General features: G+C 74.8%; 16 protein-coding genes. 12 read left to right on the forward strand and 4 right to left on the reverse strand.

Annotation, left to right across the window (positions count from 1 at the left end; all coding sequences use genetic code 11):
- Positions 1–960 (forward strand): SbcC/MukB-like Walker B domain-containing protein (locus ABD361_RS26330; protein WP_344438686.1); only part of this gene is annotated, 960 nt, incomplete at its 5' end.
- Here ABD361_RS26330 and ABD361_RS26335 read toward each other — a convergent pair.
- Positions 905–1,396, reverse strand: coding sequence for an Lrp/AsnC family transcriptional regulator (locus ABD361_RS26335; RefSeq protein ID WP_344438688.1), 492 nt, complete (start codon positions 1,394–1,396; stop codon positions 905–907). The genes ABD361_RS26330 and ABD361_RS26335 overlap by 56 nt on opposite strands.
- Before the next feature lie 94 nt (positions 1,397–1,490).
- Between ABD361_RS26335 and ABD361_RS26340 the strand changes: the two genes are divergently transcribed.
- The 9 genes from ABD361_RS26340 to ABD361_RS26380 all read left to right on the forward strand — a co-directional run bounded on the left by ABD361_RS26340 (position 1,491) and on the right by ABD361_RS26380 (position 10,586).
- Positions 1,491–1,967, forward strand: coding sequence for a rhodanese-like domain-containing protein (locus ABD361_RS26340; RefSeq protein ID WP_344438690.1), 477 nt, complete (start codon positions 1,491–1,493; stop codon positions 1,965–1,967).
- 107 nt (positions 1,968–2,074) lie between these two features.
- Positions 2,075–2,746, forward strand: coding sequence for a class I SAM-dependent methyltransferase (locus ABD361_RS26345; RefSeq protein WP_344438692.1), 672 nt, complete (start codon positions 2,075–2,077; stop codon positions 2,744–2,746).
- Positions 2,747–2,831: 85 nt separating this feature from the next.
- The gene (locus ABD361_RS26350) at positions 2,832–3,731 is read left to right on the forward strand and encodes a TIGR03621 family F420-dependent LLM class oxidoreductase (RefSeq protein WP_344438694.1); all 900 of its coding nucleotides are present in this window, start codon (positions 2,832–2,834) and stop codon (positions 3,729–3,731) included.
- Positions 3,732–3,906: 175 nt separating this feature from the next.
- Complete coding sequence (locus tag ABD361_RS26355) at positions 3,907–5,259, forward strand: hemolysin family protein (protein ID WP_344438696.1); 1,353 nt, start codon at positions 3,907–3,909, stop codon at positions 5,257–5,259.
- Entirely contained in the window at positions 5,256–6,269 is a 1,014-nt protein-coding gene (locus ABD361_RS26360; RefSeq protein ID WP_344438699.1) for a hemolysin family protein, read from the forward strand. The genes ABD361_RS26355 and ABD361_RS26360 overlap by 4 nt, the downstream gene beginning before the upstream one ends.
- A 29-nt stretch (positions 6,270–6,298) precedes the next feature.
- On the forward strand, positions 6,299–7,171 hold the full coding sequence (locus tag ABD361_RS26365) for an SGNH/GDSL hydrolase family protein (protein WP_344438701.1): 873 nt from the start codon (positions 6,299–6,301) through the stop codon (positions 7,169–7,171).
- Between the two features lie 182 nt (positions 7,172–7,353).
- The gene (purB, locus tag ABD361_RS26370) at positions 7,354–8,787 is read left to right on the forward strand and encodes an adenylosuccinate lyase (RefSeq protein WP_344438882.1); all 1,434 of its coding nucleotides are present in this window, start codon (positions 7,354–7,356) and stop codon (positions 8,785–8,787) included.
- A gap of 47 nt (positions 8,788–8,834) precedes the next feature.
- Complete coding sequence (gene mug, locus ABD361_RS26375; protein WP_344438703.1) at positions 8,835–9,338, forward strand: G/U mismatch-specific DNA glycosylase; 504 nt, start codon at positions 8,835–8,837, stop codon at positions 9,336–9,338.
- A 90-nt stretch (positions 9,339–9,428) separates the two neighbouring features.
- Positions 9,429–10,586 (forward strand): ROK family transcriptional regulator, encoded by a 1,158-nt coding sequence (locus ABD361_RS26380; RefSeq protein ID WP_344438705.1) that lies wholly within the window; start codon positions 9,429–9,431, stop codon positions 10,584–10,586.
- A gap of 28 nt (positions 10,587–10,614) precedes the next feature.
- On the opposite strand, the gene ABD361_RS26385 is transcribed toward ABD361_RS26380, so the two are convergent.
- Positions 10,615–11,349, reverse strand: coding sequence for a GntR family transcriptional regulator (locus tag ABD361_RS26385; protein WP_344438707.1), 735 nt, complete (start codon positions 11,347–11,349; stop codon positions 10,615–10,617).
- Between the two features lie 202 nt (positions 11,350–11,551).
- Between ABD361_RS26385 and ABD361_RS26390 the strand changes: the two genes are divergently transcribed.
- Positions 11,552–12,310, forward strand: a complete 759-nt coding sequence (locus tag ABD361_RS26390) for an SDR family oxidoreductase (protein ID WP_344438709.1) — start codon at positions 11,552–11,554, stop codon at positions 12,308–12,310.
- Positions 12,311–12,528: 218 nt separating this feature from the next.
- On the opposite strand, the gene ABD361_RS26395 is transcribed toward ABD361_RS26390, so the two are convergent.
- The gene (locus ABD361_RS26395) at positions 12,529–13,440 is read right to left on the reverse strand and encodes an RNA polymerase sigma-70 factor (protein WP_344438711.1); all 912 of its coding nucleotides are present in this window, start codon (positions 13,438–13,440) and stop codon (positions 12,529–12,531) included.
- 90 nt (positions 13,441–13,530) lie between these two features.
- Here ABD361_RS26395 and ABD361_RS26400 point away from each other — a divergent pair, with 90 nt between their 5' ends.
- On the forward strand, positions 13,531–14,361 hold the full coding sequence (locus tag ABD361_RS26400; protein WP_344438713.1) for an alpha/beta fold hydrolase: 831 nt from the start codon (positions 13,531–13,533) through the stop codon (positions 14,359–14,361).
- A 7-nt stretch (positions 14,362–14,368) separates the two neighbouring features.
- Here ABD361_RS26400 and ABD361_RS26405 read toward each other — a convergent pair whose 3' ends face one another.
- On the reverse strand, positions 14,369–14,821 hold the full coding sequence (locus ABD361_RS26405; protein ID WP_344438715.1) for a VOC family protein: 453 nt from the start codon (positions 14,819–14,821) through the stop codon (positions 14,369–14,371).
- Positions 14,822–14,832: the final 11 nt, after the last annotated feature.

Below are 14,832 nucleotides of genomic sequence, written 5' to 3' on the forward strand. Positions count from 1 at the left end.
GAGGCCGCGCGCGAGGCGGCCCGCCCGCCCGCCAGGGCGCCCGCCGAGGCGGACCTCGCCGGCGCGGCCGCCCGCGCCGGCTTCGCCGGGCCGGGCGAGGCGGCCGGCGCCCTGCTGGACGCGGCCGGGCAGCGGGAGCTGCGGCAGCGGCTCGAACAGTGGCGGGCCGAGGAACTGGCGGTGGCCGCCGAGCTGGCCGACCCGGAGCTGGTCGCGGCGGCCGCCGCGCCCCCCGCCGACCCGGCCGCCGCCCGGGCCGCCGCCGACGCCGCGCACGAGGCGCTGCAGCGGGCCTTCGCCCGGGCCGCCGCGGCCCGTACCCGCTGCGACGAGCTGGACCGGCTGTCCGCCGAGGCCGCCGCCGACGTGCGGCGGCTCGCGCCGCTGCGCGAGGAGTACCACCGGGTGGCGGAGCTGGCCGCGCTGGCCGCCGGCACCTCCGCCCGCAACGAGCTCAAGATGCGCCTGGAGTCGTACGTGCTGGCCGCCCGGCTGGAACAGGTCGCCGCGGCGGCGACGGCCCGCCTGCAGCGGATGTCGGCCGGGCGCTACACGCTGGTCCACTCCGACGCCAGGGCCGGCGGCCGCGGCCGCTCCGGCCTCGGCCTGCACGTCGTCGACGCCTGGACCGGCAGCGAGCGCGACACGGCGACCCTCTCGGGCGGCGAGACGTTCTTCGTCTCCCTCTCCTTGGCCCTGGGCCTCGCGGACGTGGTCACCGAGGAGGCCGGCGGCACCCGGCTGGAGACGCTGTTCATCGACGAGGGCTTCGGCAGCCTCGACGAGCAGACCCTCGACGAAGTGCTGGACGTCCTCGACTCCCTGCGCGAACGCGACCGCGCCGTGGGCATCGTCAGCCACGTCGCCGACCTGCGCCGGCGCATCCCCGCTCAGCTGCAGGTCGTCAAGGAGCGCTCCGGCTCGGCCGTACGGCACCGGACGGCTCGCTCCGCGGGCTGAGCGCCCGGCGGGGGAGCGGCGAGGAGTACACCACGCTGGTCGTCACCGCGCCCAGTGCCCCGATGCGGCCGGCGACCTCTTCCAGGTGGCGCATGGAACCGGCGGCGACCTTCAGCACGAAGCAGTCGTCGCCGGTGACGTGGTGGGCCTCCAGGATCTCGGGCCTGGCGGCCAGCAGGTCGTGAAAGGGTTTGTAGTTGCCGTTGGGGTAGCGCAGGCGCACGAACGCGAGGACGGGCAGTCCCAGCTTCTCGGGTTCCACGACGGCGGTGTAGCCGCCGATCACTCCGGCCTCCTCCAGTCGCCTGACCCGCTCGGTGACCGCGCTCGCGGACATGTTCACCGCCCGCGCCAACTCGGCGTAGCCGGCACGGCCGTTGCTCTGCAGGGCGTCGAGGATGCGCCAGTCGGTGGCGTCAGGGGAATACCCGGTCATGGGCGATGTCTAGCAGCGGAATCCCCGGCGGGGCAATACCTTTCCCGTGGATCGTTCGTTCCGGCCACTGATCACGGACCGTAGGTTTACCGGCATGACGAACACCGCCATGACGCACACCGCCGTCACCGCCACCCTCGCCACGCCCGCCGAAGCGGCGGCCCACTTCGCCGCCCGGCTGACCTTCTACACCGACGTGGCCGACGTCCACGCCGCGCTGGCCGCGGGCACGGCGGACTTCACCGTGGTCGACTGCCGTTCCACGGCGGCGTGGGACCAGGGTCACGTGCCGGGTGCGGTGCACCTGCCCACGGCGCAGATCCCGCAGCTGGCCGGCGCATTCCTCGATGCGGCCGTGCCGGTCGTCGTCCACTGCTGGGGCCCCGGCTGCGACGGCGCCGCGCGGGCGGCCTTGGCGCTGGCGCGCCGGGGCTACCAAGTGAAGGAGATGCTGGGCGGCATCGAGTACTGGATCCGCGAGGGCTACGAGGTCGAGACGTGGCAGGGCCGGACGCAGTCCGCCCCCGACCCCCTCACGGCCCCGGTCGACGGCGCCGACTGCGGCTGCTGACGCCGCGAGCGTCGACACCACGACCGCCCCGGGAAACGGTGAGCGGGCGGGGTGGGGGAACACCCCCTCTGGGAAGGATCCCGGTAGCCGTCAGGAAGGGGTCCGCCATGCCGCACCGGACCAGAACCGCGCACGACCCCGTGCACCACCCCCTCTTCGCGCGCTTCTACGCGCGCGTCGCTCCCGCCCTCGACGAGCGTGCCGGGGTGCGGGCCCACCGCCGGGAGCTCGTGGCCGGCTTGTCGGGGCGCGTGATCGAGATCGGCGCCGGCGCGGGGCTGAACTTCGCGCACTACCCCGGCACGGTCTCGGAGGTCGTGGCGATCGAGCCGGAGCGCCTGCTGCGCCGGCTGGCGGTGGAGGCCGCCGTGCGGGCCGGGGTGCCGGTGGACGTGGTGCCCGGTGCCGCCGAGGCGCTGCCCGTCAAGAGCGAGGCGTTCGACGCGGCGGTGGTGAGCCTGGTGCTGTGCTCCGTCCGCGACGTGCGGCGGTCGCTGGCGGAGCTGCGCCGGGTGCTGAAGCCGGGCGGCGAGCTGCGGTTCTACGAGCACGGGGTGGCCCGCGGCCGGGTGCCGGCGCAGGTGCAGCGGGCCCTGGACCGTACGGTGTGGCCGGTGCTGTTCGGCGGGTGCCACACCGCCCGTGACCCGCTGGCGGCGATCCGGGCGGCCGGGTTCGAGCAGGTGACCTGCAGACGGTTGCTGGTGCCGGGCGGCAGGATCCCGATGCCGCACGCGCCGCACGTCCTGGGCTCGGCCAGACGCCCGGCGGACGGGTAGGAGCGCCGGAAAATCCACGAGCAAACGGAGGGATCCTCCCCTACGGTGGCGATCGTCAAGATCATCGATCACCGAGGGGGTCTCCATGACGCATCAGGCCGACCGGCCCTTCCGCTTCGCCGTCAACATGTTCACCGCCGGCACGGGCGCCCAGTGGCGCGAGAAGTGCCGCCGGGCCGAGGAGCTCGGCTACGACGTGATCCTGGTGGCCGACCACCTCGGCATGCCGGCCCCCTTCCCCTCCCTGGTGGCCGCCGCCGAGGTCACCGAACGGCCCCGGCTGGGCACCTACGTGCTCAACTCCGGCTTCTACAACCCCGCGCTGCTCGCCCGCGAGGTGGCCACCACCGACCGGCTGACCGGCGGCCGGCTGGAGCTGGGCCTGGGCACCGGCTACGCGCAGGCCGAGCACGAGCGCGCCGGCCTGCCGTTCGGCTCGCCGCGCGAGCGCGTCGACCACCTGGCCCGTACGGTCGACGAGGTCGGCCGGCTGCTCGCCGACCCCGGGCACGTGCCCGCGGCCGTCCAGCCGCGCGTCCCGATCGTGATCGGCGGCAACGGCGACCGGGTGCTGCGCCTGGCCGCCCGGCACGCCACCACCATGGCCTTCACCGGGGGCGGCGCCGGCCCCGACGGCGCACCGCGGCTGCACGCGCCCGCCGCCCTGGAGGAGCGCGTGGCCGCCTTCCGTCGCTTCGAGGCCGGGCAGCGGCCCGCGGGGCTCGCGCCCGCCGAGCTGAACTTCCTGGTCCAGATCGTGACCGTCGGCGGCGATCCCTTCGCCAGGACCGGCGACCTGATCGGTGACGTGTCGCATCTCACCGAGGACGAGCTGCTGGCCCACCCCGCGCTGCTCTCCGGCTCGGTCGAGGAGATCGCCGAGCGCCTGCGGGCCCACCGCGCGCGGTACGGCTTCGGCTACTTCACGATCCTGGAGCCGTACATGGAGGAGTTCGCACCGGTGATCGCGCACCTGCGCGACTGAATCCCACGCTGTTTTGCCTCTCCTTTACCATGGAGGGGCATCAGTACAGCCGACGGAACCCCGCACACGAAAGGTGTGAGCGTCCGCCCATGGGCGAGCCTCCCAGTAGCCATCCCCGGAACCGACATCGCGCGGTCCTTCCGCCCCTGCCCGACCATGGGACGGAGGTGAACCGATGACCGAGCTCCTCCTCCTGGGGATCGCGCTGCTGCTCACGCTGGCCTGCGCCGTCTTCGTCGCCGCGGAGTTCTCCCTCACCACCGTCGAGCGCGCCGAGCTGCAGCGGGCGGCCGAGAAGGGCGAGCGCGGCGCCGAGAGCGCGCTGAAGGCCGTGCGCGGCCTGACCTTCCAGCTCTCCGGCGCCCAGCTGGGCATCACGCTCACCGGCCTGGTCATCGGCATGCTCGCCAAGCCGTCCATCGCGGCCCTGCTCACCGGCCCGCTGGCGGCCGCGGGCCTGCCCGCCTCGGCGGCCTCCTCCACCGCGCTGGTGCTGGGCACCGTCCTGTCCACCGTGGTGCTGATGGTCGTCGGCGAGCTGGTCCCCAAGAACTGGGCGATCTCCCGGCCGCTGCCCGTCGCCCGCCACGTGGCCGGCGCGCAGCGCGCCTTCAGCACCGCCTTCCGCCCGCTGATCCGGCACCTGAACAACAGCGCCAACCACATGGTGCGCCGCCTGGGCCTGGAGCCCTCCGAGGAGCTCGCCACCGCGCGCGGCCCGCAGGAACTCATCGCCCTCGCCCGGCACTCCGCCCGCGCCGGCGCCCTGGAGGCGGACACCGCCGAGCTGTTCGTGCGCACCCTGAACCTGGCCGACCTGACCGCGGAGAACGTGATGACCCCGCGCGTGCAGGTCATCGCCCTGGACGAGCGCGCCACCGCCGAGGACGTCGCCAACGCCACCCTGGCCACCGGCCTGTCCCGCTTCCCCGTCTACCGCGACACCCTCGACACCGTCGTGGGCACCGCCCACATCAAGGACGTCCTCGCCATACCCGCCGACGAGCGCCCCCGCCGCCCCGTCGCCACCCTGATGCGCGAGCCGCTGTTCGTCCCCGCGTCCCTGACCGTGGACCGGCTGCTCGACCGCCTCTCCGGCAAGCGCACCATGGCCATCGTCATCGACGAGTACGGCGGCACCGCCGGCGTGGCCACCCTGGAGGACATCATCGAGGAGGTCGTCGGCGAGGTCCGCGACGAGCACGACCCCCTGGAGCTGCCCGACCTCGCCCCCGCCGGCCGGGACCCCGAGGGCCGCAAGCGCTACGACGCCGACGGCGCCACCCGCACCGACCAGCTCGAACACATCGGGCTGCGGGCCCCCGAGGGCCCCTACGAGACGCTCGCCGGGTTGGTGGCCGCCCTGCTCGGCCGCATCCCCGCCCGGGGCGACACCGTGGCGGCCGGCGGCTGGCGGATCGAGGTCACCGACGACTCCGGGCGCCGCGCCGCCCGCGTCCTGCTGACGGCCCCCCTGCCGCACGAGCGGCAGGCGAGCGCCGACGGCGCCGGGGAGGCGGGCCGATGACCTTCCTGCAACTGCTCATCGGCCTGGCCACGCTCGTGGCCAACGCCTTCTTCGTCGGCGCCGAGTTCGGCATGATCTCCGTGCGCCGCGGCCAGATCGAGCCGTACGCCGAGCAGGGCGACCGCCGGGCCCGGGCCGTGCTGTGGGGCCTGCAGCACATCTCCGCGCTGATGGCGGCGGCGCAGCTGGGCATCACCCTGTGCACGCTGGTCCTCGGCGTGGTCGCCGAGCCGGCCATCGCCGACCTGCTGGGGCCCGTCGCGGACGCCGTGGGCCTGCCGCACCAGCTGGTCCACCCCGTCTCGTTCGTCATCGCGCTCGCCGTCGCGACGTACCTGCACATGCTCTTCGGCGAGATGGTGCCCAAGAACATCGCGCTCGCCGAGCCCGTGCGCACCGCGCTGCTGCTCGGCCCGCCGCTGGTGACGCTGGCCCGCGCTCTGCGCCCGTTCGTCTTCACCATCAACCAGCTGGCCAACGGCGCACTGAAACTGCTGCGGGTCGAGCCCAAGGACGAGATCACCGCCGCCTTCTCCGACGAGCAGCTCTCCCGCATGGTCGCCGACTCCAGCGAGGCCGGCCTGCTCGACCAGCGGGCCACCGCACGGCTGCGCCACGCCCTGAGGCTCGGCACGCGCCCGGTCAGGGACGTGGTCATGCCGCTGGAGAAGGTCGTCTCCGCCCCCTTCGGGATCACCCCCGAGGAACTGGAGCACCTGGCCGCCTCCTCCGGCTACTCCCGCTTCCCCGTGACCGACGACGCCGGACGGATCCTGGGCTACCTGCACGTCAAGGACGCCCTGGACGCCCGGCCCCGCACCGCGCCCTTCCCGCTGCGCCGGCTGCGGCCCATCGCCCGGGTGCAGGCGGACACCCCGCTGGACGACGTCATCCGCGCCATGAGCCGCACGGGCGCCCACCTGGCCGCGGCCATCGGCGAGAACGACCGGCTCACCGGCCTGGTCATGCTGGAGGACGTGCTCCGGCAGCTGGTGGGCACCCGCTCGTGAGACGCGGCCGGCGGTAGGATTTGCGGGCCATGCCGATGAACGCCGCATCCCGCCCGTACACCAGCTTCGTCGCCGTCGGCGACTCCTTCACCGAGGGGATGTCCGACGCACTGCCGGACGGCCGCTACCGCGGCTGGGCCGATCTGCTCGCCACCCGGCTCGCCGGGCGGACGAGCGGCTTCCGGTACGCCAACCTGGCGGTGCGCGGCAAGCTCATCGGCCAGATCGCCGACGAGCAGACCCGGGCCGCCGCCGACCTCGGCGCGGACCTGGTGACCCTGGTCGGCGGGCTCAACGACGTCCTGCGGCCCGGCTGCGACGTGGACCTGGTCTGCGCCCGCCTCGCCGAGGCCGCGGGCCGCCTCGCCCCCAGTTGCCGGCAGCTGGTGCTCATGCGCAGCCCCGGCCGGCGCGGCCCCGTCCTCGAACGCTTCCGGCCGCGCATGGAGCACCTCTTCGGCTTCATCGACGAACTGGCCGAGCGGCACGGCGCGCTGGTCGTCGACCTGTTCTCCTCCGAGACCCTGGGGGACTCCCGGCTGTGGGCCGAGGACCGGCTGCACCTGAACGCCGAGGGCCACCGCCGCGTGGCCGAGGCGGTGTGGCAGGCGCTCGGCCACGAGCCCGAGGACGACTGGCGGGCCCCGCTGCCGCCCGCCGTCCGCCCGGGCTGGGCCGCCCGGCGCACCGCCGACCTGCGTTTCGCGCGCGAGCACCTCGGCCCCTGGATCGGCCGGCGGCTGACGGGGCGCTCCTCCGGCGACGGCCGCAACGGCGCCCACGTCAGCGCCGAGGACGGCAAGGCGTTCTGGGTCACCCCCGTCGACGCCGCGGCCCCCGGCTGCGTGAGCACCTGGCGGCGCTGGCAGGACGGAACCGGCGCCGTGGTCAACGCCGTGTGACCGGCGGATCGTTTCGCCGGTCACGCCGGCGCCGCCCCGGGCACCAACGCGCTCCTGCCGGTGACGCTCGGCCGACCGGGCGCGGGCGCGCGCCCGGGCGGTCTCTCGTAGCAAGGCACGAATCCACCCGGGGCGCCGGCCTGCGCGTTCCGCCAGTAGACTTTCGCCACGTGACTGCACCTGTGTCCTCCAAGCCCCGCATCCCCAACGTCCTGGCCGGCCGCTACGCCTCCCCCGAGCTCGCCGTGCTGTGGTCCCCCGAGCACAAGGTGAAGCTGGAGCGGCAGCTGTGGCTGGCCGTGCTGCGCGCCCAGAAGGACCTGGGGATCGAGGTGCCGGAGGCGGCCCTCGCCGACTACGAGCGGGTCCTGGACCAGGTCGACCTCGCCTCGATCGCCGAGCGCGAGAAGGTCACCCGCCACGACGTCAAGGCCCGCATCGAGGAGTTCAACGCCCTCGCCGGCCACGAGCACGTCCACAAGGGCATGACCTCCCGCGACCTGACCGAGAACGTCGAGCAGCTGCAGATCCGGCTCTCCCTCGAGCTCGTGCGCGACCGCGCCGTCGCCGTCCTTGCGCGCCTGGCCCGCCTCGCCGCCGAGCACGGCGAGCTGGTCATGGCCGGCCGCTCGCACAACGTCGCCGCCCAGGCCACCACCCTCGGCAAGCGCTTCGCGACCGGCGCCGACGAGCTGCTGGTCGCCTTCCACCGCCTGGAGGAGCTGCTGCAGCGCTACCCGCTGCGCGGCATCAAGGGCCCGGTGGGCACCGCCCAGGACATGCTCGACCTGCTCGGCGGCGACGCCGGCAAGCTCGCCGAGCTGGAGCGGCGCATCGCCGGCCACCTCGGCTTCGGCCAGGCCTTCACCTCCGTCGGCCAGGTCTACCCGCGCTCCCTCGACTACGACGTCGTCACCGCCCTGGTGCAGCTGGCCGCGGCCCCCTCGTCGCTGGCCAAGACCATCCGCCTGATGGCCGGCCACGAGCTGGTCACCGAGGGCTTCAAGCCCGGCCAGGTCGGCTCCTCGGCGATGCCGCACAAGATGAACACCCGCTCCTGCGAGCGCGTCAACGGCCTGATGGTGATCCTGCGCGGCTACGCCTCGATGACCGGCGAGCTGGCCGGCGACCAGTGGAACGAGGGCGACGTCTCCTGCTCCGTGGTGCGCCGCGTGGCCCTGCCGGACGCCTTCTTCGCCCTCGACGGCCTGCTGGAGACCTTCCTGACCGTCCTCGACGAGTTCGGCGCCTTCCCGGCCGTCGTCGCCCGCGAGCTGGACCGCTACCTGCCCTTCCTGGCCACCACCAAGGTGCTCATGGGCGCCGTGCGTGCCGGGGTGGGCCGCGAGGTCGCCCACGAGGTCATCAAGGAGCACGCGGTGGCCTCCGCGCTGGCCATGCGCGAGCAGGGCGCCGAGCGCAACGAGCTGCTGGACAAGCTCGCCGCCGACGAGCGCATCCCGCTGGACCGCGCCGCGCTGGACGCTCTGATGGCCGACAAGCTGTCCTTCACCGGTGCCGCCGCCGACCAGGTGGGCTCGGTCGTCTCCCGCATCGAGGACCTCGCCAAGCGCCACCCGCAGGCCGCCGAGTACACGCCGGGGGCGATCCTCTGAGGCGCTCCTTCACCCAGGAGGAACTCCAGGCCGCCCGCGACCGCCTCGTGCCGGACGTGGTCGCGGACGGCCTGAAGGTGCTGTTCTGCGGCATCAACCCGGGCCTGATGTCGGCGGCCACCGGCCACCACTTCGCCCGGCCCGGCAACCGCTTCTGGCCCGCCCTGCACGCCTCCGGCTTCACGCCCCGCCGCCTGGAGCCCGCCGAGGAGCGGGAGTTGCTCGCCTACGGGCTCGGCATCACCAACGTCGTCGCCCGGGCCACGGCCCGCGCCGACGAGATCGGTGAAGTGGAGTTCCGCGAGGGCGGGGCCGTCCTGGTGGAGAAGGTGAAGCTGCTGCGGCCGGGGTGGCTCGCGGTCGTCGGCGTCACCGCCTACCGCGTCGCCTTCGGCGACCGGCGGGCGCGCATCGGCCCCCAGGAGCGGACCATCGGCGACACCCGGATCTGGGTGCTGCCCAACCCCAGCGGCCTCAACGCCCACTGGACGCTGCCGAAGATGGCCGAGGAGTTCGCCCGGCTGCGCGAGGCGGCCGGCGCCACGGGCTGAGGAGCCCGGCGCTCGCCGCCCGGACGCGCAGCGGATACGATCCGTGGCGGGCGAGCGGGCAAAGGGAGCGCAAAGCGAGGAGGCGGCACGTTGGGGCGGCTCACCGGTGGGGACCCGTCCCTGCTGCGGCGGATCAACTCGGCAGTGGTGCTGCACGCGCTGCGCGCCGCCCAGGCCCCGACCCTCACGGACCTGGTCAAGGTCACCGGCCTGTCCCGGCCGACCGTCGAGGGCGTGGTCGAGGGCCTGATCGGCGCCGGCCTCGTCGTGGAGGCGGCCGCCGACGAGGGCGCCGCCCGCCGCCAGGGCCGGCCCGCCCGGCGCTTCCGCTTCCGGGTCGAGGCGGGCCACCTGCTGGGCATCGAGATCGGTGCGCACCGCGTCGCCGTCCTGCTGGCCGACCTCGGCGGCCGCATCGTGGGCTCCGCCCAGGCCGAGGTGCACGAGAGCGACCCGGCCGAGCAGCGCCTGGAGCGCACCCGCGAGGCCGTCGCCGACCTGCTCGCGCGCGCGGGCGTCCCGCGCACCGCCCTGCGGGCGGTGGGCGTGGCCAGCCCCGGCATCGTCGAGGCCGACGGCACCGTACGGCTGAGCACCGCCCTGCCCGGCTGGACGGGGCTGCCGCTCGGCGACCGGCTGCGGCGCTCCTTCCGCTGCCCGGTGCTGGTGGAGAACGACGCCAACGCCGCCGCGGTCGCCGAGCACTGGAAGGGCGCGGGCACCGGCAGCGACGACCTCGTCTTCGTGCTGGCCGGGCTGAGCCCCGGCGCCGGCGCGCTCATCGGCGGCCGGCTGCACCGGGGCTTCGGCGGCGCGGCCGGCGAGATCGGCGCCCTGCACCTGCTGGGCCGCGAGGCCACCCCGGAAGAAGTGCTCTCGCCCACCGGGGAGCCGCTGCACCCGCTCGACGAGGCCCAGGTGGCCCGGGTCTTCGCGCTCGCGGCGGAGGGCGACGAGCCGGCCCGGGCCGCCGTGCAGCGCTATCTGCGCCGCCTGGTGCACGACGTGGCGGCACTCGTCCTCGCCCTGGACCCCGAACTGGTCGTCGTCGGCGGCTGGGCCGCGGGCCTGGACGGCATCCTCGAACCGCTGCGCACCGAGCTGGCCCGCTACTGCCTGCGCCCCCCGAAGGTGGCCCAGTCCCTGCTGGGGGAGGCCGCGGTGGCCACCGGCGCGCTGCGCCTGGCCCTCGACCACGTCGAGGCGGAGCTCTTCGCGGTCGAGGGCACGGTCACGGCGCGCCGCTAGCGCCTGCCCGGCGGTCGTTGCGGATCGGTCAGCCGGCGAGGGCCACGGCCGGCGGGGTGCTCTCGCCGAAGGTCAGCTTGCAGGTGTCCGCCCGGTAGGTGGCCACGGCGACGGCCGCGGTGCGCCCGGCGGCGACGTAGCGTGTGGTGACGACGAGCACGGGCGAGCCGGGCAGCCGGTCGAGCTGCCGGGCCTCGTCGGCGCCGGCCGATCCCAGCTCCACGGAGCGGTCCTGGCCGTCCAGGGGCAGCGCCTGCAGCTCGTGCAGCACGGCCGTGCTGTCCTCGGCGGGCCCGGCGGCCAGGGCGGGAACGCTGCGGGCAGGGACGTAGAGCAGCTCGGCGGCCACGATCTGACCGCGCGTACGGCGGGTGCGGCGCACGATGTGCACGCACGCGCCCGGCTCGGTCTCCAGCAGCCGGGCGACGGCGGCGGGCGGTGCCTCCCACGCGCTGCCGATCGGCTGCCAGGCGTCGCCGGCGGCGCCCGGCCGGTTCGGGCCCGCGTCGGTGACGGCCACGCCCATGCGCGGCGGGGCGACGCTGGTGCCCACCCCCCGGCGGCGCTGCAGCCGTCCCTCCAGCTCCAGTTGTTCCAGCGCCTGGCGGAGCGTGGCCCGCGCGACACCGAAACGGGCCGCGAGATCGCGCTCGTTGGGCAGGATCTCCCCGACGGCGAACTCGGAGTCCAGTGCGTCACTGAGGACGGTCTTCAGGTGCCAGTACTTCGGCTCCGGCACCGCTTCCGGTTGCGTGGTCCCCACCCTGATCCTCCGCGAGGCTTTTTGCGCGCTTCTTTATTAAAGGTTGTTGCAGTATGCCTGCGACCATAGGGCGGCGTGCGTACTTGGTCAAGACCAATGCCACCCTGCGCCCTGCCGCGCATCCACCCTCGGTTACGGTCGTCGCCACCGGTGCACACCGGAGGGACACGCACGACAACAGCACGACAACAGGGGGCGCACCATGAGCCGTAACGCCGGACAGGTCACCGTGGTCACGGGAGGCAGCAGGGGCATCGGGGCGGCCGTGGCGCTGCACCTGGCCCGCGCCGGTCACGCCGTGGCCATCGGCTACGAGCACGCGCAGGAGGCCGCCGAGCGCACGGCGGCGGCGGTGCGCGAGGCGGGCGCCGCCTGCCTGGCCGTCCGCGTCGACGTCAGCGACGAGGCCGCCGTGGACGCGCTCTTCGACGCCGCCACCGCGCAACTGGGGCCCGTCACCGGCCTGGTGAACAACGCAGGCGTCACCGGTCTGCTCGGCCGCTTCACCGAGACCCCCGTCGCGCGCATGCGCCGCGTCCTCGACGTCAACGTGACCGGCGCCCTGATCTGCGCCCGCCGCGCCGCCCTGGAGATGTCCACCCGGCGCGGCGGCGCCGGCGGTGCCATCGTGAACATCTCCTCGGCCGCCGCGACGCTCGGCAGCCCGGGGGAGTACGTGCACTACGCGGCGAGCAAGGCGGCCGTCGACGCCATGACCGTGGGCCTGTCCAAGGAGCTCGCCGCCGAGGGCATCCGCGTCAACTCCGTCCAGCCCGGCCTGATCGCCACCGACATCCACGCCGCGATGGGCGCGCCGGACCGCGCCCGCACCAAGGCGGCCGTCGTGCCCATGGGGCGCGCCGGCGAGCCCGCCGAGATCGCCGGCGCGGTGGCCTGGCTGCTCTCGCCGGAGGCGTCCTACACCACGGGAGCCGTCCTGCGCGTCGCCGGCGGGCTCTAGGCAATACAACCGGGGCCTGTCCGGCGGCACCACGGCGCCCCGTCAGGGGCGCGGGGAACTGCGCGACAAGCCACGACGTGCCCGCAGATGAGGTGCCGTGCTGCGCCCGGGGCCCGGGGTGGCTCGTCGGCTGCGGGCCGTCGGTGGCCGATCGCGCAGTTCCCCGCGCCCCTTCGGGGCGCCGTAGTGCTGCGTGACGAAGGCCCGCCGGACAGGCCCTAGGCGGAATGCCCCCGGGCCGTGTGTGCCACCGGCCGCAGGCCGGAGAGCTTGTCCGGGTTGCGCATGAGGTAGACGGTGGAGACGCGGCCCTCGGCGACGGCGAGGCACAGGACCGAGTCGGGCCTGCCGCGGGAGAGCAGCAGCAGGGCTGGCCCGCCGTTGACCTCCACCAGCCGGTACTCCGGCTCGGGCAGCGGCACCGCGGCCACCGCCAGCAGGAAGCGGGCGACCTTGTCCGCGCTGTGGATGATCCGCCGGGGGCCCTTGGCCCTGCCGCCGCTGTCCGCCACCAGGCGGACGTCGGGGGCCAGCAGCGCGAGCAGGTCCTGCAGGCTGCCGCCGCCCGCCGCGGCCAGGAACCGTTCGGTCAGCTCGCGGCCGCGCGCCGGATCGGCGTCGAAGCGCGGCCGGCGCTCGGCCACGTGCCGCCGGGCGCGGCCGGCCAGTTGCCGCACCGCCGCCTCGCTGCGGCCGGTGGCCTCGGCGATGTCCTTGAACGGCAGGTCGAAGGCCTCGCGCAGCACGAACACCGCCCGTTCCAGCGGGGAGAGCGACTCCAGCACGACGAGCAGGGCGAGGGAGACGGAGTCGGCGAGCTCCGCGCGTTCGGCGCCGGTGCAGGCGGTGGTGTAGGCGGTGGTCACCGGCTCGGGCAGCCACGGCCCCACGTACTCCTCGCGCCGCGCCTGCACCTGGCGCAGCCGGTCGAGGGCGAGGCGGGTGGTCACGCGCACCAGGTAGGCGCGTGGTTCCCGGACCTCCTCGCGCCCGGCCGAGGACCAGCGCAGCCACGCCTCCTGCACGACGTCCTCGGCGTCGGCGAAGCGCCCGAGCATGCGGTAGGCGACGGCGGTGAGCAGGGCACGGTGTGCCTCGAAGGCTTCGAGCAGGGTCTCGCTGGTGGTCACGGACCCATCTTGCACCGTCCTCTACCCAGCGGTAACCGTTGCTGACATCCTGTCTCGGTACGCGTGACCACGATGGCGAGGAGTCGCCCCATGGCCGAGAAGATCTCCTTCCCCGTCGCCGCGCCCGCCGGGGACCGCACGGTCGAGGTGGCCTACGAGCGGCTGGGCGACGGCGAACCGCTGGTGCTGCTGCACGGCATCGGCCATCACCTGCAGGTCTGGGACCCGGTCATGGGCATCCTCGCCGCCGAGCGCGACGTGATCGCCGTGGACCTGCCGGGCTTCGGCCGCTCCGCCGCCGTCCCCGAGGGCATCCCCCACGACCTGCGCGGCGTGACGCGGATGCTGCGCGCCCTGTTCGAGGCCCTGGGCCTGGAGCGGCCGCACGTCGCCGGCAACTCCCTGGGCGGCCTGATCGCCCTGCGGCTGGGCCAGGAGAAGCTCGTACGGTCCGTCACCGCCCTGTCCCCGGGCGGCTTCTGGACGCCGGCCGAGCGCAACTACGCCTTTGCCGTGCTGAGAGGGCTGCGCCTGGGGGCCCTGCGGCTGCCCGAGCCCGCCGTGGCCCGCCTCGCCCGCACGGCTGCGGGCCGGGCGGCGCTGACGAGCGCCATCTACGCCCGTCCCGGGCGCCGTTCGCCCGACGCGGTGCTCGCCGAGATCCGCGCCATGCGGGAGTCGACCGCCTTCGACGCGGTGCTGGAGACCGGGCGCTCCTTCGTCTTCACCGGGGACGTCCCCGACATGCCGGTGACCATCGGCTGGGGCACGGCCGACCGGGTGCTGCTGCGGCGCCAGGGCGTGCGGGCGAAGCGGATCATTCCCGCGGCCCGGCTCGTCAGGCTGCCCGGCTGCGGGCACGTGCCCATGAGCGACGACCCGGCGCTGGTGGCCCGGGTCGTCCTCGACGGTTCGCGCTGACGCGCGGTCAGCTGCCCAGGCCGCGAAGGTTGGTGGTGAGGTCCGCGTTCGACCAGGTGCGGGTGGACAGCACCAGGCGGTAGCCGTCGGGGTCCTCGACCGTCACGCCCCAGGTGTCCCAGTAGGGGTTGTGAGCGGGGACCCGCTTGCCGCCGTGCTCCTCCAGCCGTGCCACGAGCTCCTCGGGCACCTCCTCGCCCGCGTAGATCACCAGCAGGTCCTCCACGGTCGGGGCCGGCTGCGGGAAACCGTCGGGCGAGGCGACCAGTTCCAGGTGCCAGCCGGCGTCCGGCCAGCCCACCATCAGCAACGCGTGGGCCTCGGCGGGCGGCGCGCCCTCCTCGGCCGTCTTCCGGAAGAGCACCGACAGACCGAGGCCGCCGGTGTAGAACCGCTCCACCGCCGCGAGGTCGCGCGACGGGCGGGCTATGCGCACATGGGCTTGTCCGTTGACGGGCACGGTGCTGCCTC

The sequence above is a fragment of the Streptomyces luteosporeus genome (assembly GCF_039532865.1).
Taxonomy (GTDB): domain Bacteria; phylum Actinomycetota; class Actinomycetes; order Streptomycetales; family Streptomycetaceae; genus Streptomyces; species Streptomyces luteosporeus.